Genomic DNA, 19,751 nt, shown 5'->3' on the forward strand with positions numbered 1-19,751 from the left:
CCTTTACCATTGATAGCTCACGAAAATTTTACCGTTACGGCCATCCTGCGGCATACCCTGCGGTGACCAGTACTCTTTATCGAAGGCGTTACCAAACACCAGCGTGGTGGTTAAACCGCGCAGCTGCTGTTGCCCCGTATAGCTGACATAGAAATCGTTGACCGCGTAACCCGGTTGCTGAGCATAAGAGCTGCTGATGTGGGTAGAGCGCTCGGCGAAGGTGCCGACCCAGCCCACGGAGAAGCCGCTGTGTGCCACAGGAATGTCCAGCGTGGTGGTCACGGTGTCCGGGTTCAGGCTGGAAATGTACTCGCCGGTATCTTCGTCTTTACCGCGGGTGCGGTTATAAGCGGTATCCAGGCTGAACAGGTCGGCGGTGTATTTGGCGTTAACGTCCCAGCCCCAGATTTTGGCTTTCGGCACGTTGTAGGACATGGTCGTCATCTTGCGCATATCGACCGTGGTGGAGATGTAGTCCTTCGCTTTGGTATCGAAGTAGCTCGCTTTGAACTCCAGGCCGTCGTTAGCCATTGCCAGGTTGTCGAAGCGCAGGCCGAAACCGTATTCCTGAGTTTCGTTGGTTTCCGGGCGCAGGTTAGGGTTTGGCACCCAGTAGTTAGTCCCCATGCGAGGGATGGTGAAGTGTTTGGAATCGTTATACATTTCGCCCATAGTTGGGGCGCGGAATGCCTGAGCATAAGAGCCAAACAGCATCAGCCAGTCGGTCGGGCTAACGGACACGGCGCCGCGAGATGACCACTTATCGGCATCTACGTCTTTATAACCCTGGCTGCTGCCGCTGTAGTTGTCATAGCGGGTTCCGGCGAGGATAGAAACAGGCAGGTCACGCAGGGTGATTTCGTCCTGCAACCAGCCGGAGCCGAAGTCGATTTTCGCCTGTGGGAAACCGGTGGTCAGGCCGCCTGGGTTCTGCTGCTGGCGATAATATTCGCCGCCGTAGGTCAGCAGGTTAGCCGCAAAGCTGTCGTTAAACAGACGGCTGCGGTTTTCCAGTTTGCCGCCTTTGGTGGTTTGCTTGCGGAACTCGCCGCCCGCTCCCGGGGTTTCGGCATTGATACGCGCTTCTGACCAGTAAGCCGTCGCATCAGCGTTCAGCCAGTCGTTATCCTGCGGATCAAGGTGATATTTCAGCTGGGCATCGCGCTGGATGGTAGAACGGTTGGTCATCGGGTTAGAGGAAGATGCGTCCGTCGTTTGCGGGTTCTTCGGTTCGCGAGCGCTGTTGTTGTAATAACGCAGGGAGCCCGCCAGAGACTGGGCGGAGTCGATGTACCAGGTGCCTTTGGCCAGCATATTGCCGATGTTTTCGTCGTTAGGCGCGGTTTCACCGTCGCTCTGACGCAGATTGCCGCGGTCGCGGCTGGACCAGGCAACGACGCCGTCCAGATTATCGGTACGGCCAAATGCGCTGGCGCCCAGACCGAGGCTGTGGTCGCCGGTGCCGCCGGTGCCAAATACGCGGTAACCGCTGTTCTGGCCTTCAAACAGTAAATCAGCCGCGTCGGCGGTTTCATAGGATATGACGCCGCCCAGCGCGCCGCTGCCGTACAGCAGAGCCGCAGGCCCACGCACGACTTCAATACGTTTAATCAGCGCAGGATCGAGGAAGGTGCTGTTCAGGTGCCCGGTGTCAGTCCCCTGGCGAATACCGTCCACCAGGGTCAGAACGCCGCGACGATCGTAGCCGCGCATATTGATGTCCTGGCCGTTAGTGCGCCCGGAGCCGTCGATGGTTATTCCCGGAACTTTACGCAGCATGTCGGCCGCGGACGTTGCCGTCTGGCTTTCCGGAGAGCTGCCGTCGATGACGCTAACCATCATCGGCGCCTCAAAGGTGCTGCGCTGGTTGCCGGTGGCAACAACGGTCATCTGCTCGTCTTTAGCAAAAGCGGGCAGAGCGGTGAATACGGCTAACGTGAGTAAAGACAGACGGAAACCCGCCGTGTGTGTGCAAGGCATAGCGCAACTCTCCATAGGAATAACGAAAGCGCTGGCTGCCTGGGGATGACCTGGGTGGCTGGCTAATGTCCCCGTTTTAGTCAGGGGAACGGTTTGTTTAAATTTATTTAGTCAGGATAAGCTTTCCTGCCTGAGTCTGGCGTAACAGGTATTGCTGCCCTTCATGGACGATAACCACGCGGCCGTCTGCGCCAAGCAGCGCTTTGCTGTCAATCCGGCGGGGTTCCGTTGTGGTCTGCGGGCTGGCAGGGGTGAATGGCTTTTCCATACGCTTCACTCTGTATACAAATGACAATCAGTGTAACAATGAGAATCATTATCAGAAAAAGGCGATTCTGCGGCAAGCATTATTTGTAAGAAATATGTGAATTGCGGAATTTTGTGACAAAACGGCTGTCGTTACGGGTAACGCTATGAAATCCGGCGGGTTATTAAAATTCCCGCCGGAAAATATGGACTAGAAACGTCGGGCGGTGGCTTCCGCCAGCATGTTGACCAGGGTTTCAGTGTCTTCCCAGTTCAGGCACGGGTCGGTAATCGACTGGCCATAGTTCAGCGGCTGTCCGGCAACAATCTGCTGGGTGCCTTCCTTCAGGAAGCTCTCAGCCATAATGCCGGAAATAGCGCGGGATCCGTTGCGGATCTGGGTGCAGACATCCTCACACACGTCCAGCTGGCGGCGATGCTGTTTCTGGCAGTTGCCGTGGCTAAAGTCGATAACCAGGTGCTCCGGCAGGTCGAAAGCGCTTAGCGTATCGCACGCTGCGGCAATATCTTCCGCATGGTAATTCGGCTGCTTGCCGCCGCGCATGATGATGTGCCCGTAAGGGTTGCCGCTGGTCTGGTAGATGGTCATCTGCCCTTCTTTATCCGGGGAGAGGAACATATGGCTGGCACGCGCGGCGCGGATAGCGTCAACCGCGATGCGGGTATTGCCGTCGGTGCCGTTTTTGAAGCCGACCGGGCAGGAGAGCGCAGACGCCATTTCGCGGTGGATTTGGCTCTCGGTGGTGCGTGCCCCAATTGCGCCCCAGCTAATCAGGTCGGCGATATACTGCCCGGTCACCATATCGAGGAACTCCGTGGCGGTCGGCACGCCCAGCTCATTAACCTGTAACAGCAGGCGTCGGGCCTGCTCAAGGCCGTAATTAATGCGGTAGCTACCGTTCAAATCAGGATCGGAGATAAGCCCTTTCCAGCCCACCACGGTGCGCGGTTTTTCGAAATAGGTACGCATGACAATCTCAAGACTGCCCTGATGTTTATCGCGCAGGGTCTTGAGCTGCCGGGCGTAATCCATCGCGGCATCGAGATCGTGAATCGAGCAGGGGCCGACGATAACCAGCAGGCGTTTATCTTCGCCGGTGAGGATCTTTTCAATGCGGCGGCGGGCCGCGGTGACGTGCTGTGCCACCTCAGCGGAAACCGGGAAGCGTTCGGTCAGCTCGGCCGGGGTGACCAAGCTGTCGATGCGCGCGGTCCGCAATTCATCTGTTTTATTCATTGGGTGTCTCAGAAATTTTGTCTTCTCTGCGGCGATTTACCGGGAAGTGATGGGGATCACAATAAACCAAAGCTGACCGATTTCAACTCCCGGGCCGCTCTGATGGATGGATTACCCCAACGCAGTCTGTACACCCTAACATACAGGGAAAATCTTTTGTACTAGTTTCTTAGTACATGCGGCGATTCAGTCCCATAATATCGAGGATCTTGGTCGCCATCTCTTCCACTGAATAATTGGTGCTGTTGAGGTAGCGAATCTGGTTTTTACGAAACAGCGCTTCGACCTCGGCCACTTCAAGACGGCACTGGCGCAGGGAGGCATAGCGGCTGTTTTCCCGGCGCTCTTCACGGATAGCCGCCAGCCGCTCGGGGTTAATCGTCAGGCCGAACAGCTTATGCTGAAGCGGTTTGAGTACCGCCGGGAGCTGAATATTATCCATATCATCGGCGATAAACGGGTAGTTGGCGGCGCGAATGCCAAATTGCATCGCCAGATAGAGGCTGGTCGGCGTTTTTCCACAGCGAGAAACACCCAGTAAAATCACCTGAGCCTGATCAAGATTACGCATTGAAATGCCGTCATCGTGCGCCAGCGTGTAGTCAATAGCGGCGATACGAGCATCATACTTTGTCAGGTTGCCGGGGTTAAGGCCGTGGGTGCGGTGGGCAACGGGCGTAGGGTCGAGTTTTAGCTCCTGCTGCAGCGGGGCGACCAGCGTCTGCACGATGTCCTGACAAAAGCCTTCGCTCTGCACAATGATGTCGCGGATTGCGGGCAGCACGATGGAATAAAACACCAGCGGGCGCACGCCGGTCTGCTGATAAATCGCGTCAATTTGCTCTTTAACCGCCCTGGCCCGGCTTTCGTTTTCCACAAACGGCAACGTAATACTGTTGATAGATACCGGGAATTGTGACATCACCGCATGGCCAAGCACTTCGGCAGTAATAGCGGTGCCGTCGGAAATACAAAATACGTGACGATCGACTAAGTTATCCATTTTTATTCCTGAACCCTGGATGCCATTTTTCTAAAGCATAAAGTAAAACAAGGTATTCCGAGTAGCGCTAATCTTAATTTTAAAAGTGAAATAGCGTTTTTAAATTTAATAAACCATCGCAAATATAATCAATACAATACTATAACCATTTGTATAGTGTGGACTATATGATAATCAACGGTTTATGAAGTGAGCGGATCTATCCGAAAATCTCATATTTTATTTTGCTTGAACGATTCACCGGTTTCATTCCACCCTCAGAATATGCAAAGCTAAATACGAAGTCTGGTGTTTCTTGTACCCATTCATTTAAAAAAGGATTGTTTCGATGTCCAATAATGGCTCGTCACCGCTGGTTCTTTGGTATAACCAACTCGGCATGAACGATGTAGACAGGGTCGGGGGCAAAAATGCCTCCCTGGGTGAAATGATTACCAATCTTTCGGGTATGGGCGTCTCCGTCCCGAATGGTTTTGCCACTACCGCCGAGGCGTTTAACCTGTTTCTCGACCAGAGCGGCGTGAACCAGCGCATTTATGAGCTGCTGGATAAGACCGATATTGATGATGTCACCGCGCTGGCAAAAGCCGGGGCGCAGATTCGCCAGTGGATTATCGATACGCCATTCCAGCCTGAACTGGAAAACGCAATCCGCGAAGCCTATCAAACTCTCTCTTCAGACGATGCCGAAGCCTCTTTCGCGGTACGCTCCTCCGCTACCGCCGAAGACATGCCGGACGCCTCGTTTGCCGGGCAACAAGAAACTTTCCTTAACGTGCAGGGCTTTGACGCCGTGCTGGTGGCGGTGAAACACGTTTTCGCCTCGCTGTTTAACGACCGCGCTATTTCTTACCGCGTGCACCAGGGCTACGACCATCGCGGCGTGGCGCTGTCTGCGGGCGTGCAGCGTATGGTTCGTTCAGACTTAGCTTCCTCCGGCGTGTTGTTCTCCATCGACACCGAATCCGGTTTTGACCAGGTTGTGTTTATCACCGCCGCGTGGGGCCTGGGTGAAATGGTGGTGCAGGGCGCCGTCAACCCGGATGAATTTTACGTCCACAAGCCGACGCTCGAAGCGGGCAAACCGGCTATCGTGCGCCGCACGATGGGGTCGAAAAAAATCCGTATGGTCTACGCTCCAACCCAAGAGCACGGTAAGCAGGTGCGTATCGAAGACGTGCCGGAAGCCGACCGCGACCGCTTCTGCATCACCCCGGATGAAATCCAGGAGCTGGCGAAGCAGGCGGTGCAGATTGAAAAACACTACGGCCGCCCGATGGATATCGAGTGGGCTAAAGACGGGCATACCGGCAAGCTGTTTATCGTTCAGGCTCGCCCGGAAACCGTTCGATCTCAGGGCCAGGTGATGGAGCGCTACCAGCTGCACGCCCAGGGCCAAATCGTGGCCGAAGGCCGCGCTATCGGCCACCGCATTGGCGCCGGGGCGGTAAAAGTGATTCACGATATCAGCGAAATGAACCGCATTCAGCCGGGCGATGTACTGGTCACCGATATGACCGACCCGGACTGGGAACCTATCATGAAGAAGGCGGCGGCGATTGTGACCAACCGCGGCGGGCGTACCTGTCACGCGGCCATCATTGCGCGCGAGCTGGGTATTCCTGCGGTTGTGGGCTGTGGTGATGCGACCGAGCGCATGAGCGAGGGCCAGAACGTGACCGTCTCCTGCGCGGAAGGCGATACCGGCTATGTGTACGCCGAGATCCTCGACTTCACCGTAAAAAGCTCTACCGTTGACGCGATGCCCGATCTGCCGCTGAAGATAATGATGAACGTCGGCAATCCGGACCGCGCTTTCGATTTTGCCTGCCTGCCGAACGAAGGCGTTGGCCTGGCGCGTCTGGAATTTATCATCAACCGCATGATCGGCGTGCATCCGCGTGCGCTGCTGGAGTTTGACCAGCAGGAACCGGCTTTGCAGGCTGAAATCCGCTCGATGATGAAAGGCTACGACGATCCGATCGAATTCTACGTGGGCCGTCTGACCGAAGGGATCGCAACCCTGGGCGCGGCCTTCTGGCCGAAGCGCGTTATCGTGCGTTTGTCTGACTTTAAGTCGAACGAATACGCCAACCTGGTGGGCGGCGAGCGCTACGAGCCTGAAGAAGAGAACCCGATGCTGGGCTTTCGCGGGGCGGGCCGCTATGTGGCAGACAGCTTCCGTGACTGCTTCGCTCTGGAATGTGCGGCCATGAAGCGCGTGCGCAACGAAATGGGTCTGACCAACGTTGAAGTGATGGTGCCGTTCGTGCGGACCGTAGCGCAGGCAAAAGCGGTGGTTGAGGAGCTGGAGCGCCAGGGCCTGAAGCGTGGCGAAAACGGACTGAAAATCATCATGATGTGCGAGATCCCGTCCAACGCCCTGCTGGCCGAGGAGTTCCTGCAATACTTTGACGGCTTCTCTATCGGCTCGAACGACATGACTCAGCTGACGCTGGGGCTGGACCGCGATTCCGGCGTGGTTTCCGAACTCTTTGATGAGCGCAACGACGCGGTGAAAGCGCTGCTGTCGATGGCTATCAAAGCGGCGAAGAAGCAGGGTAAATACGTCGGGATTTGCGGGCAGGGGCCTTCCGACCATGAGGACTTCGCCGCGTGGCTGATGGAAGAGGGGATTGATAGTCTGTCCCTGAACCCGGACACCGTGGTGCAGACCTGGCTGAGCCTCGCCGAACTAAACAAGTAAGACTTAATCTTCCCCTCTCTTTGAAAAAAGAGAGGGGAATTATCCCTCCTGAAATAAAATCCTTCGCATCGTTAATAATCACCCCGGAACAGAGGGTGTAAATTCCCCACGCGCCATAAAAAATCAGTTTTCATTCATGTTGGCGATCACATTCCGGCAAAAAAACAAAAAATCATAAACCCACAGTTTAATTCTACAATTGTCGCTGTCTGCCGACTTTTTAATACTCAGGGTGCGTCGTGCAATACCGGCATTGAATATTGCACCACGGGTTGAAAATGCTTTTTAACCTGATAAGGCAGATAATAATGACAATATCCTCCGTACTCACTACGAAAGATAAAATTGGCTATGGCCTTGGCGATATGGCAAGCGCCCTGGTGTGGCAAACGGCTACGCTATTTCTTGCTTATTTTTACACGGATGTGTTTGGCCTACCGGCGGCTATTATGGGCACCATGTTCCTGCTGGTGCGGGTTATTGATGCTTTTGTTGACCCCTGTATTGGCGCGCTGGTAGACAGAACGCAAACCCGCCACGGCCGTTTTCGCCCCTGGCTGCTGTGGTTTGCTATTCCGTTCGGCGTCAGCTGCATTATTACCTTCTACGTGCCGGACGTGGGCGAGACGGCAAAAATAGCCTATGCGTGCCTGACCTACGCGCTGCTCAGCTTTATCTATTCCGCGATTAATGTGCCTTACTGCGCTATGCCCGGAGCCTTAACTATGGATCCGCATGAGCGCCATTCCCTTCAGTCCTGGCGCTTTGGCCTGTCGTTTGTCGGTGGGCTGATTGTGACGGTGATTGCCCTGCCGCTGGTGGCAAGTCTTGGCAAGGGTGACGACAGGCAAGGCTATTTTTATGCCATGAGCCTGATGGGCCTGCTGGGGATTATTCTGTTTTTCTGCTGTTTCTTTTTTACCCGCGAACGGTTTACGCCACGCAATGAAACCTCTGGCTCGCTGGTTGGCGACCTGAAACTTCTTGCTGCTAACGGCCAGTGGAGAATTGTCTTTCTGTTTAATATTTTGCTGCTGACGGCGGTGGTCACGCGTGGCTCGGCGACAATGTATTACGTGAAATATGTTTTACTGCGCCCGGAAATGGTCTTTACCTTTATTGTCGGCGGGATGATTGCCGCGCTGAGCGGTGCGCTTTTATCCGCAAAATTGCTGGGGAAATTTGACCGGGTGCGGGCTTACCAGTGGACGATGGTGACCTTTATTATTTTTTGTCTGCTGATTTTCTTTATTCCTGCCGAAAACGTGTGGCTTATTTTTGGCCTCAATATCGTTTTTAGTTTTATTCAAAATTTGACCACGCCGCTTCAGTGGACCATGTTCTCGGACGTTGTCGACTACGAGGAGCATCGCAGCGGGCGACGGATGGACGGACTGGTCTTTTCGACCGCGCTGTTTGCCATCAAGTTTGGTCTCGCTCTCGGCGGTGCGGTGGTGGGCTGGGTGTTGGGCATGGTGGATTATGTGCCGAATCAGGCGCAGCAGGCGTCAGGCGTGCTCACCACTATCAACTTGCTGTTTACCTTTATCCCTGCAGGACTCTTTATTGCGATGGTCGCGCTGCTGGCGATTTACAAACTGAACAGCCGCACGGCAGATACTATCGCCCTCGAGCTGGCACAAAAGCGAGCCAACGGCGCGGGGCAGGCGCCGCAGCCAACCTTTCATTCAGCTACCCAGGAGTAACCGATGACCGTAATCTACAAAGACCCGCAGCGCCCCGTAGCCGAGCGAGTTGCCGACCTGCTGGCGCGGATGACGCCGGAAGAAAAATTTGCCCAGATGCATGCTTACTGGCTGGTGCTTTCAGAAACCGGCGATCACCGTGAAAGAACGGATATGAGCGATGAGTTTGCCGGTGTTTCGGAGCAGGCCTCGCTGGCACAAAGGTTGAAGTCTGGTGTCGGGCAAATAACGCGGCCTTTGGGGACGCATATTGTTGAGGCTAAAGAGGGCGTGCGGGCCGCCAACAAGCTGCAAAAAATGCTGGTCGAGGAGACCCGGCTGGGTATTCCCGCGCTGTTTCATGAAGAGTGCCTTGTGGGCCTGCTCTGCAAAGATGCGACCCTTTTTCCTTCTTCGCTGAACTACGGTTCAACCTGGGACCCGGCCCTTATTCGCCAGGCCGCCATGCACATTGGAGAGGAGGCCCGCAGCACCGGCTGCCATCAGGGGCTTGCTCCGGTGCTGGACGTTTCCCGGGATGTTCGCTGGGGACGGACGGAAGAGACATTCGGCGAAGATCCCTGGCTGGTGGGGCTTATGGCCTGTGCTTATGTCGAAGGGTTGCAGGGTAAAAAACGCGATTTGCTGGCGACGTTAAAGCACTACGTGGGGCATTCGTTCAGCGAAGGTGCGCGTAATCATGCGCCGGTTCATCTGGGGTTTTGCGAACTAAATGATACCTTCCTGCTGCCGTTTGAGATGGCGGTGAAGCTGTCGCACGCAGGCTCCGTGATGCCCGCCTATCACGATATCGACAATCAGCCGGGCCACAGTGACGGCTTCCTGATGACGGATATTTTGCGCGAGCAGTGGGGGTTTGACGGCATCATCGTAGCCGATTACGGCGGCGTCAGTCTTCTACATCAACATCACGGCGTTGCGCGGGATGCGGCGGAGTCGGCGGCGCTGGCGTTTAATGCCGGGCTGGACGTGGAATTACCCAAGGATGACTGCGTCCGCCATTTAGGCGATGCGGTGGAACGCGGGCTTATCAGTATGGCAAAAATTGATGAGATTGTTGCCCGCACGCTGGCGGTGAAGTTCCAGCTTGGCCTGTTTGAACGGCCTTATGCCGATGAAACGAAGGTCGTGCTTCAGAGCAAACAGGCGCGGCAGGTTGCCAGAGACGTTGCCACGCGTTCCGTTACGCTTCTGGAAAACAGGGCGGCAATACCGCTGGCAGAAAATCAGAGGATGGCCGTGATCGGGCCGACCGCCGACGATCCTCTGGCGCTGCTGAGCGGCTACAGCTTCCCGGTGCATTTGATAATCAGCGACATGCTTGAGGAAACAACGCAGGTCACCACGCCTCTGGCGGCGCTGCGCCATTACCTGGGCGATGAGAAGGTCAGCTATGCCAAAGGTTGCCATATTATCGAAAAACGCATGGCCGGTGCGCCGGTCTTCCCCGGCGACAGCAGCGGAAAACCGATTCAGCATTCACCGGTTTCGCTTGATACTTCTCTGATTGCGCAAGCGGTTCGTACTGCGGAGCAAAGTGATATTGTTGTCGCCTGCGTGGGCGACCTCGCCGGGCTTTTCCAGAGCGGTACGGTGGGGGAAGGGTCGGATACTGACTCTCTTAATTTACCCGGCGTTCAGCAGCAACTGCTGGAAGCGCTGGTAGCGACCGGAAAGCCGGTCATTGTAGTGATGACCGGCGGGCGCCCTTATAACCTGGGGGGGCTGGAAGATAAATTTTCAGCACTCATTATCGCGTGGGCGCCGGGTCAGGAAGGCGGCTGGGCGATTGCAGACGTTCTGACCGGCCGGGCGGAGCCGCAGGGTAGGTTGACCGTCAGCATACCGAAGAGCGCCGGAGCGATGCCTTATTATTACAATCACAAACTGAAAAGCGGCGGCACGCCGTATGCGTTTCATTTTGGCAGCCGCTACCCGTTTGGCTATGGCAAAAGCTGGACCAGCTTCAGCTACAGCCCGATAACCCTGCGCGGTAAAACGGTGGCGATAGATGGAGAGATTACGCTAAGCGTGACCGTAACCAACACCGGGGAGCGCAGCGGAAGTGAAGTTGTTCAGCTTTACGTTCGCGACAACGTAGCCTCGATGGTGCGGCCGGTTAAGGAGCTAAAGGGCTTTGAGCGCGTTGAACTTGAGGCGGGGGAATCGGCCACGCTGACCTTTATTCTGCCCGTCGATATGCTTAATTTCACCGCCCGCAGCGGGAAACGCATTGTTGAACCGGGAGAGTTTACGCTGATGGTGGGCGCGTCGTCTGAGGATATTCGCGAGACAACTCAGGTTGAAGTGCTGGGGGAAACGCGAACTTTGCCGAAGATATGGCGAATGCTGAGCCACTGCGAAGTTAGCCGCTAATTTTTATGTTTGTGACAACCCCTCTTTCGGTCGAAAGAGGGGCGCCGTCCGGCAAGCCACGAGGAAGGGGAAAAATTAATCCCGCTTAATCAAATCCTTCACGCCCGCGATAATGGCCTCGCACCAGGCGGCATAATCATGGCCGCTTGACCACGGGTGAAAACTGACCTCATAACCTTTGTCGCGCAGTACCGTCTCAAGCTGCTGCGTATTACGGTAAATTCCGCCGTCTGAGCCTTTGCTTTCAAATCTCCCGGCCTGAAGCCAGAAGCGAACCGGCAGGCGAGGAGACTGCTGATATTGGCGAGTAAGCCAGCCCGGCGCTTCGCCCTCCGGCGCCCACCAGTAAGAACCGGACAGGCTCAGCACGTTGCCGAAAACGTCGGGGTGACGCAGGGCAACCCACGACGAAGCCAGGCCGCCATAGCTTGAACCAGCGACAATGGTTTTCTGCGCCGTCAGGCTAATGCCCTGACGTTGTAGCCACGGCACCAGTTCCTGGGCCATAAAATCGGCGAAGTCCCGATTGGGCGGCAGCTCTTTTTCGCGCCGATCGCCGTCGAGGCTGTCAATAAATACTGCATTGATTGGCGGGAGTGAATGGCGGGCGATCAGGCCGTCCAGCACGTTAGCGAGACGGTAGCGATTCTGATACATGCGGCCATCAAACAGCATCAGCGTCCAGCGTGCGGGCTGGCTGCCGCGCGGGCGATAGACAGTGACTTCGCGGCTGTTAGCAAGCTTCTTGCTCTCCACCTGATAGCGCACCAGCGAACCGTTGCGAATCGGCTCCGAGGTTGCGTCAGGCGTGAAGTAGCGGGTGGACGTGAGGTTTAAAAGCGAGAAGCGGTTCCAGCGGTCGGCCTGGCCTGCGGGACTGGACTGGGGGTTGAGCGGGTCGGCCTGGGCGCTCACCAGAATAGCGCGACGCTGTTCGCGAGCGGTGCCTTCTACCAGAGGAACGTCCGGCGCGAGCTTATATTGCATCAGCGTGTCGGCCGGAACGACATAGCTGCGATACCAGACGTCCGACTGGCCGAGGCGGAACATCGGGTCGTGATCCCCGGCGGGAGAGCCAAGCACGAAGACATTGCTGGTCGCGCCGCGCCACAGGAAAGTCACGCGTTTATTACTGGCGTCTATTGCCTCCACCAGAGGCGTGCCTTGCTCACGTCTTGCCTTCCAGAAAGCATCGGTATTGCCGCCGTGGCTCAGAGCCTGCTCCAGAGCCAGCAGCGCCGGGCTTTCCGGGGTCAGCACTTCATTCCGTTTCAGCGGAACGGTTTCGCGAATTTGCCAGCGGAACCGCCAACGCTGGCCGGGTTCCCCGCGCAATACCAGGGTTGAGGGCACGCCAACCGGCAAAGCAAAGAGAGGATTATGCTTGCCATCGACCGGGCCATTTTCCACCAGCGCGCGCCAGACACGGCCTTTACTGTCAAGCAGGTTGGCGTCCGTTATGCCCGCGAGTTTCACATTGGCGTAGTTATCCCTAAGAGCGGGAAGGCCAAAACAAATTTCACCGCTGGCGTCGAACTTCCCCTCCTGCTCTCCCTGGCTACCGGTAAATGTGCAGGTTGCGGCGACCGCCGAGGCTGAACAAAGTCCGATCATTAGTGCGCTCCACGCGGCTCTCATGTTGTTCCATCTTTGCTGTAAAAAAAGTTGTTACACGCTAATGCAAATGAGATTGATTTGCAATAACATTGCGAACCGTTGCGCTTTATGACAAAACGTAACCGGAGATCGCGGGGCGATCTTTGTTAACCCAGTAACAGGGGACGTAACGGTAATGAATTTTAAAAACAATAAAATGACCCACGGCATCTTGCTGATGGGGCTGAGTAGCATTGGGATGGTTAGCGGCGCGCAGGCGGAAGACCGCCGCGCTGCTGAAGAGACGATTGTGGTATCCGGCAGGGTGAGTGAGGATCCCTCCGCGCCGGTGAAAGGGATAGTGGCGACTAAAACGCTGTCCGCCACTAAAACGGTTGCCGACCTGGTGAAAACGCCGCAGTCGGTATCGGTTATTACCCGCGACCAGATGAACGCCTAGGATGTCACCTCCGTCTCCCAGGCGCTGCGCTATACGGCAGGGGTATTTACCGAATACCGGGGCAGCTCGAACCGTAATGACGAGGTTTTTGTACGCGGCTTTAGCTACGTGCCTAAATACCTCGACGGCCTGAGCTACGGCGCAACCGCCTCGTCGCAGACCGGGACTTTTGACCCCTGGCTGCTGGAGCGCGTGGAGCTGGTTCGCGGCCCGGCCTCGGTGCTGTTTGGCCAGGTGAACCCCGGCGGGCTTATCAGCATGACTAGCAAACGCCCGGTACGCGAAGCAATACATGAAGTGCAGTTCCGCACCGGGAACCAACATCTTGCCGAGGGCGCTTTTGATTTTGGCGGTCCGCTAAGCGACGATGGCCGCGTGCTTTACCGCCTTAACGGCATCGCCCGCACCCAGCATAGCCAGGTTGCCGATTATAAAGAGCAGCGTATGGCGATTGCCCCGGCGCTGACCTGGTATCCAAATGACCAGACTCGTTTTACGCTGCTCACCAGCTATCAAAAAGATCCGCAGGCGGGCTACCGTAATTTCCTGCCCGCCGCAGGCCTGGTCACTAAGACGTCTGCCGGGTATATTCCGCTGGACTTTAACGTCAGTGACCCGAGCTATGACCAGTCGTGGCGCGAACAGACGATGATTGGCTATGAGTTTGAACATAGCTTTAATGATATCTTCACCTTCCGCCAGAACGCCCGCTACGCGAAGATTAACCAGAAGTACCGCTATCTTGTCTATTCCACCTCCAAAAGCGACACGCTGCTTTCGCGCCGCGCCCAGCATGAAACACGCGACACCGAAGAGTTCGGGCTGGATAACCAGCTAGAAGCGCAGTTCGACACCGCAAGCGTCGGGCATACCCTGCTGAGCGGGCTTGATTATAAATCCAGTCACGACCGTCAGCAGCTTAGCCGCGGCATGGGATCTCAGTATGATCTCTACTGGCCAAACCCGCGTTACGGCATCAACGTAGATGAAAGCACTTTCAGCGCGGTGAGCGACGACCAGCAGAATCTCGATCAGGTTGGGGTCTATTTGCAGGATCAGCTCAGCTGGAATAACTGGCAGCTGCTGCTTTCCGGGCGCTACGACCAGGCCGAGGTGCGCACAACCGACCGGCTCAAAAACAAAATGGTGCAGCAGAATGACGGTAAATTCACCTGGCGTACCGGCCTGCTGTACGCTTTTGACTTCGGGCTTTCGCCGTACATCAGCTACAGCACTTCGTTTGAACCGAATCTGCAAACGAATCGTGCTCCGGGGGCGGCACCTTTTGACCCGAGTCTCGGCAAGCAAACCGAAATCGGGCTGAAGTATCAGCCGCAGGAACAGACATACATGACGCTGGCGCTGTTTGACCTCCGCCAGACCAACGTCGGGACTTATAACAGCGCGAAAGGGTGGTTCGAAAACGCCGGTGAAGTCCACTCTAAAGGGCTTGAAGCGGAGGTTCATTCGACGTTATTCGACAGTCTTAATCTGATTGGCTCTTACACCTGGACCGATGCTGAAACCGCCAGCACCACCGTGGCCGGAACCGAAGGCAAGACGCCAGCCCGTATCCCAACGCATATGGCTTCGGCGTGGGGCAGCTACACCGTTCCGGGAGGCCTGTTTAAAAACCTGACCACCGGCGTGGGCGTGCGCTATATCGGAACAAGCTATGGCGATGCAAAAAATACCTTTAAAGTAGCGGCCGTGGATTTGTATGACGCGATGGTGCGTTATGAGCTGGGTGAAGTCAGCAGCAGCCTGAAAGGGGCGGCCGTTCAGTTCAACATCAATAACCTCGCCGACACTAAGTATGTTGCGTCCTGCGCTTCGGACTCGGCCTGCTTCTACGGTATTGGCCGCACCATCACGGCAACCGTCAGCTACGGCTGGTAAGGAGAAAAACGTGCGCTACCTGCTAACAATGCTTATGGCGCTCATCGCTGCCCCTGCGGGGGCGGTAGTGAGTGAAGATAAGCCCTATACGCTGGCGAATACGCTGGTGCATACCCTTAGCTCGCCGGAAAACGGCGATTATAAAATTCTGGTTTCGTGGCCGCAGGGGAAAGCCCCGTCTGAGGGCTGGCCGGTAATTTACCTGCTGGACGGTGAGTCGGTGTTTCCGGGAGCCGTCTCGCTGATGCAGCGCCTGACCTGCGATCGCTGCCCGCTGGTGCCGGGTGTTATTGTCGCCATTGACTACCCGGAAGAGAGCCGACGGGAGAGGGATTACCGCCCGGCGGTTGATAAAATCGTGCTGGAAGCGAATCCCGCCGGTGGCACTTATCCGCCAGGAAAGCCGGGTGAAGCACAGAAATTCTGGCAGTTTATCGATACCGAGCTTAAGCCATGGGTCGCGCAGCGCTGGAAAACAAATCCTCAGCGGCAGGCGCTGTTTGGCCACTCTTATGGCGGGCTGTTTACCACCTGGCTGTTTATGACCTCGCCAAACGCGTTCCAGCATTTTTACGCCGCCAGTCCTTCAGTATGGTGGAACAATCGCTACCTGCTGCGCACGGCGCAAAATTGGCAGCCGGACGATAGTCGTTCTCACCTGTCGATTTATGTCGGGGAGTATGAGCAGTCGCTTCAGCCCCATGAGATAAAGCTCCCGGAGGCAAGAAGAGCGGTCCTGGCTCAGCACCGGGGTCAGAGAGCTATGGTTGATGGCGGTCGCCAACTGGCCGAGTCGCTTAAAGCTAAAGCCCCGCAGCGCGTCGATTTTAGCCTTGTTGAAGGGCAAACCCACCTGACGATTGCGCCGCTGGTATTGCACGGCGCTATTATTAATCACTTTGCTAAGCCTGAATGAACAATAGCCCATCATCACGATGGGCTGAACTAATAACTGTTATCGCCTGAGAGTGTCTGTTATTAAAAGCGCTTTTTAATAGCGACAGGATTAATTGTATTTATAAATATCAGTGATGTTTATTTTCGGTTCGTTCACTTTCAGGAGATATCACTATGCCTAACACCGTTCTCGAAATGTCACCTCTGGCTCGCTCATCCCACAGTATAAATATAGACGACCTGCCATCCCTTCCTGCCGACAGCGATAAGAAAAATTCTCCGCTGGCCGCCCGACTAACAAGGGTTAATAACAGCGCGGAAGAGTTAAATGTTTCAGATTCAGAAAATGATGAAATAGAAGTTCTTGCTGAAGGGAAACGCTTGCATCATCTGGCTAGCTCATTAAATTCCTCGTCGTATGAATTGCCCGTCGTAAAAGATCAAAATAAAAATGGCAGTTGGAAAAATAAAACCTTATGGGTTTTAGGTCTGCTGGGCGTGGGTACATTAATAGGGACAAAAGTGAATGCGTGGGGAAGTAAAACCAGCGTACAGCCCCAGAGCCTTGATATGCCGCATGTCTTGCCATTAACAATAGGGGGGACGGATGAAAGAGTTCCTTATGCTCGGCCGAATCGAGGAACAGAAAGTTCACAGCCGGCAATTTCTCAGCATTATAACATCGATTTAAGCTATGCAACTCCAGTGGGAAATCGTACAGCAACCGCTAGTGGTGGACAATTTTATAAGTTGGGTAATAAATCTTATTTTGTAAAACCTGGCGTAGGTAGAATTTCGCTGACACCGCAACAACAGCGGTTTTTTGCCTCGTCTGAAGTTGCCAGTAATACCCTGACTCGCTTATTTGCAACCGGTACAGAAGGGGCTCCTGTTTCATTTATTGGAACACGTTCAGGCGTTCCTCATGTAGCAACAGAAACAATTGATTTTAACGAATTGGGTAAGTTCTTCAGGAAAGATAAAGCGATAAGCAATTTTGCCGCATCGCATCCGGAGATGGCGGCTGATAATGTGGCTAAATTAAAGGCTAATGCCGTTAAGATATCTGAGCATTACAGGAAAATGAAGGAGCTTGAAAAAAGTCGACCCAATGATTGGTGGGAGACTAAAGAAAAGACGTTTGTTGACGATTATCGGACGGAAGCCCAACCCTTTAGGGAATTGATTCTTGAGGGACTAAAACTGTTACCCGATGATATTCAAAAAATGGTGCAGGAGCATATTGTCATTGGCCAGATTGTTGGTGATTGGGATTTTTTAAATGAGCGGTTTGAAAATATAGGTATCTCCAAAAATTCTGATGGGCAATACCGCGCTGCGAGTTTAGACCGCGGGATCTCATTTGGTGTCGGTTTCTGGGGGAAATCTAAACCGGAGGGTTACCTTCAGGCGGTAAGCCAGCGACCACCCGCATTTCTGCCTCTGGAAAGCGAATTTGTGCGAGAAAAAGCGGTTTTTGGAAGCGATTTACCTGAGTTAGGAAAGGATTTCTCTTACATGCCATATGCGGATGTTGCCAGGCTTTCTTCCGGAAAGGCTGAGTGGCTACCCGAGACGCTAAAGAAAATTGCCTATAGAATCACCGTTGCCAACGAACATAATATTATCCATAACATACTGAATGATACATTGATTGATGCCTCGGATGCTGGTCTTGAAAATCATCAATTTCTGAGTAAAGCACAGACTCAAACTATTTTTGACTCCAGATTACAACATGTTATTGAGCAGGCGGGGGGCATTGAAGCGGTACGACTCTGGGCGCTGAATAATGCGGCAGAAGCGCAGAGAATTAGCGTTGAGGTCGCTGCTATTCAGAAATCATTAGGCTATTAAAAAAGACCTTAAATTGGATGGTAATGCCTTTCACGGCAAATATCGGGTCAGTCCATGTGAACATGGGCTGACCATTTTCAGTAAATAAAACATCTTTTATTCTTTTCTCATCCATGAACCACTGTATTTAACCAAACCCTACAGGAGCGACATAAATCCATTTTTATGTTCCTGTTTCAGCGCTTTCTCTCCCTTTCCCGGACTCTTACCAACCTGCTTCGCCAGGAGCCTGAGCGGCCGGATGTTACAAAAAAAGGGCAAAAAAAAGCCCATCATCAAGATGGGCAAAGACTACACACAGCAATTCGTTGTTTCACTCAGGGGATATCGATGTTTATAAATCAAGGGGTTGATTCATAACCGTGAGTTAAATAGTAGGCATCCCGGCAAAAGCAGTCACTCAGATTCGTCTCAATAGTTAACGAAAGGTGAATAGTTACCGACAGGATAGCGGGGCGCGCGCGGTTCAATGGCCGGAATAGCGCCAAAAAAATACGCTATAGATTAGATTTATTAACTAGTTGCGAAAGGTGACTCCCCCGAATGGCGGGGGAGTCAGGGGGAGATTATTTTTTAACGTTTAACGTATCCTGCTCTTCGAGCAGTTCAACGACTTCTTCCGGAGAGTCCTGCGGGGCAGGTGCCTCGTGCATCCATACTGAAATCAGGCGATAAGAGACGGCCAGCAGCACCGGGCCGATAAACAGGCCAATCATCCCGAAAGCAATCAGGCCGCCGATAACACCCGAAAGGATCAGAATCATCGGCAAATCCGCACCCATGCGAATCAGCACCGGGCGAATAAAGTTATCCATGGTGCCAACCACGCAGCTCCAGACCAGCAGCACGGTGCCCCAGGTGGTGTCGCCGCTCCAGTAAAGCCAGATAATCGCCGGAACCAGAATCACCAGCGGGCCAAGCTGGATAAGACAGCTAAGCACCATCAGCACGGTGAGCAGCGCGGCGTAGGGAATGCCGGACACCGCCAGACCGATACCGCCGAGCACGCCCTGAACCAGAGCCGTTACCACTACGCCCAATGCTACGGCGCGAATGGCCTGGCCTGCCAGCAGCACGGCAGCATCGCCGCGTTTATCCGCAAGGCGGAAGGCAAAATGGCGAATGCCGTTGCCGAGGGTTTCGCCTTTGGCGTACAGCAGGACGCTAAACAGCAGCATCAGCCCAAGGTGCATGAGCAGGGTGCCGATGTGTACCGCCTGGCCCAGGAACCAGCTGGTCGTGGTGCCAATATAAGGCCGAACTTTTTCCATAATGGCGCTGCCGCCGCTGCTAACCAGCGCATTCCAGCCGGTATAAAGCTTGTCGCCTATCAGCGGAATGCTGTGCAGCCACTCAAAGGTTGGGAGCGCCATATGGCCCTTTGTTGCCCAGGCGATAACCGGGCCGCTGTTGTCCACCAGGCTATTGACCAGCATAGCGATAGGAATAACGAACAGCATCAGCAGCAGGAGCGTCATCACCAGCACCGCAAGCGAGCGTTTACCCCACAGCAGTTTTTGCAATTTAATCAGCAGCGGCCAGGTCGCAAGAACGATGGTTCCCGCCCAGGCAAATCCCAGAACAAAGGGACGCACAATCCACAGACAGGCGATAATCATCACCGAGATAAACAGCACGGACAGCAGGATCTGCAGCAGATCCTTTGGCTGACTGACTTTGACCATAGAAAGAATCACCTCAATAAAAAGCGCCAGCGCTAAATTCGCTTAGCGGATGCTTTAATGATGATGTATTTCCTCGATTTT

General features: G+C 54.5%; 11 protein-coding genes, 1 other RNA gene and 1 pseudogene. 6 read left to right on the forward strand and 7 right to left on the reverse strand.

The annotated features are described in order from the left end of the window. Positions 1–3: 3 nt before the first annotated feature. The 4 genes from HMPREF0201_RS08010 to ppsR all read right to left on the reverse strand — a co-directional run bounded on the left by HMPREF0201_RS08010 (position 4) and on the right by ppsR (position 4,487). On the reverse strand, positions 4–1,980 hold the full coding sequence (locus HMPREF0201_RS08010; RefSeq protein ID WP_039898125.1) for a TonB-dependent hemoglobin/transferrin/lactoferrin family receptor: 1,977 nt from the start codon (positions 1,978–1,980) through the stop codon (positions 4–6). Between the two features lie 103 nt (positions 1,981–2,083). Continuing rightward, positions 2,084–2,248: a hemin uptake protein HemP gene (hemP, locus tag HMPREF0201_RS08015; RefSeq protein WP_016536052.1), complete on the reverse strand. Its 165-nt coding sequence runs from the start codon at positions 2,246–2,248 to the stop codon at positions 2,084–2,086. Positions 2,249–2,437: 189 nt separating this feature from the next. Further along, positions 2,438–3,484, reverse strand: coding sequence for a 3-deoxy-7-phosphoheptulonate synthase AroH (aroH, locus tag HMPREF0201_RS08020; protein ID WP_016536053.1), 1,047 nt, complete (start codon positions 3,482–3,484; stop codon positions 2,438–2,440). 169 nt (positions 3,485–3,653) lie between these two features. Further along, positions 3,654–4,487 (reverse strand): posphoenolpyruvate synthetase regulatory kinase/phosphorylase PpsR, encoded by an 834-nt coding sequence (gene ppsR / locus HMPREF0201_RS08025; RefSeq protein WP_016536054.1) that lies wholly within the window; start codon positions 4,485–4,487, stop codon positions 3,654–3,656. A gap of 328 nt (positions 4,488–4,815) precedes the next feature. Between ppsR and ppsA the strand changes: the two genes are divergently transcribed. The 3 genes from ppsA to HMPREF0201_RS08040 all read left to right on the forward strand — a co-directional run bounded on the left by ppsA (position 4,816) and on the right by HMPREF0201_RS08040 (position 11,276). Then, positions 4,816–7,194 carry a phosphoenolpyruvate synthase gene (gene ppsA, locus HMPREF0201_RS08030; RefSeq protein ID WP_016536055.1) on the forward strand — a complete coding sequence of 793 codons (2,379 nt, stop codon included), beginning with the start codon at positions 4,816–4,818 and terminating at the stop codon, positions 7,192–7,194. Positions 7,195–7,502: 308 nt separating this feature from the next. After that, complete coding sequence (locus HMPREF0201_RS08035) at positions 7,503–8,900, forward strand: MFS transporter (protein WP_039898127.1); 1,398 nt, start codon at positions 7,503–7,505, stop codon at positions 8,898–8,900. A 3-nt stretch (positions 8,901–8,903) separates the two neighbouring features. Then, a complete protein-coding gene (locus HMPREF0201_RS08040; protein WP_016536057.1) occupies positions 8,904–11,276 on the forward strand; it encodes a glycoside hydrolase family 3 N-terminal domain-containing protein in 2,373 nt (790 codons plus the stop codon). Positions 11,277–11,351: 75 nt separating this feature from the next. On the opposite strand, the gene HMPREF0201_RS08045 is transcribed toward HMPREF0201_RS08040, so the two are convergent. Beyond that, positions 11,352–12,914: an alpha/beta hydrolase-fold protein gene (locus HMPREF0201_RS08045; RefSeq protein WP_016536058.1), complete on the reverse strand. Its 1,563-nt coding sequence runs from the start codon at positions 12,912–12,914 to the stop codon at positions 11,352–11,354. Positions 12,915–13,110: 196 nt separating this feature from the next. Here HMPREF0201_RS08045 and HMPREF0201_RS08050 point away from each other — a divergent pair. The 3 genes and pseudogenes from HMPREF0201_RS08050 (at position 13,111) to HMPREF0201_RS08060 (ending at position 17,985) form a co-directional block, all read left to right on the forward strand. Further along, positions 13,111–15,231, forward strand: a pseudogene (locus HMPREF0201_RS08050) (TonB-dependent siderophore receptor). A gap of 10 nt (positions 15,232–15,241) precedes the next feature. Beyond that, positions 15,242–16,147, forward strand: a complete 906-nt coding sequence (locus tag HMPREF0201_RS08055; RefSeq protein ID WP_115586255.1) for an alpha/beta hydrolase — start codon at positions 15,242–15,244, stop codon at positions 16,145–16,147. Positions 16,148–16,302: 155 nt separating this feature from the next. Beyond that, positions 16,303–17,985 (forward strand): hypothetical protein, encoded by a 1,683-nt coding sequence (locus tag HMPREF0201_RS08060; RefSeq protein WP_039898129.1) that lies wholly within the window; start codon positions 16,303–16,305, stop codon positions 17,983–17,985. Between the two features lie 257 nt (positions 17,986–18,242). On the opposite strand, the gene rprA is transcribed toward HMPREF0201_RS08060, so the two are convergent. Both rprA and ydiK read right to left on the reverse strand, forming a co-directional pair. Continuing rightward, an RNA gene (gene rprA / locus HMPREF0201_RS22470) (antisense sRNA RprA) lies at positions 18,243–18,349 on the reverse strand. A gap of 202 nt (positions 18,350–18,551) precedes the next feature. Next, positions 18,552–19,670 (reverse strand): AI-2E family transporter YdiK, encoded by a 1,119-nt coding sequence (gene ydiK, locus HMPREF0201_RS08065; RefSeq protein ID WP_016536065.1) that lies wholly within the window; start codon positions 19,668–19,670, stop codon positions 18,552–18,554. Positions 19,671–19,751 lie beyond the last annotated feature (81 nt).

Source organism: Cedecea davisae DSM 4568 (assembly GCF_000412335.2).
In the GTDB taxonomy this organism is placed as follows: Bacteria; Pseudomonadota; Gammaproteobacteria; order Enterobacterales; family Enterobacteriaceae; genus Cedecea; species Cedecea davisae.

Coding starts and splice junctions, on each gene's coding strand:
- aroH (WP_016536053.1), bottom strand. CDS start 3,484: ATGAATAAAACAGATGAATTGCGGACCGCGCGCATCGACAGCTTGGTC.
- ppsA (WP_016536055.1), top strand. CDS start 4,816: ATGTCCAATAATGGCTCGTCACCGCTGGTTCTTTGGTATAACCAACTC.
- HMPREF0201_RS08040 (WP_016536057.1), top strand. CDS start 8,904: ATGACCGTAATCTACAAAGACCCGCAGCGCCCCGTAGCCGAGCGAGTT.
- HMPREF0201_RS08010 (WP_039898125.1), bottom strand. CDS start 1,980: ATGCCTTGCACACACACGGCGGGTTTCCGTCTGTCTTTACTCACGTTA.
- ydiK (WP_016536065.1), bottom strand. CDS start 19,670: ATGGTCAAAGTCAGTCAGCCAAAGGATCTGCTGCAGATCCTGCTGTCC.
- HMPREF0201_RS08035 (WP_039898127.1), top strand. CDS start 7,503: ATGACAATATCCTCCGTACTCACTACGAAAGATAAAATTGGCTATGGC.
- HMPREF0201_RS08045 (WP_016536058.1), bottom strand. CDS start 12,914: ATGAGAGCCGCGTGGAGCGCACTAATGATCGGACTTTGTTCAGCCTCG.
- ppsR (WP_016536054.1), bottom strand. CDS start 4,487: ATGGATAACTTAGTCGATCGTCACGTATTTTGTATTTCCGACGGCACC.
- HMPREF0201_RS08060 (WP_039898129.1), top strand. CDS start 16,303: ATGCCTAACACCGTTCTCGAAATGTCACCTCTGGCTCGCTCATCCCAC.
- hemP (WP_016536052.1), bottom strand. CDS start 2,248: ATGGAAAAGCCATTCACCCCTGCCAGCCCGCAGACCACAACGGAACCC.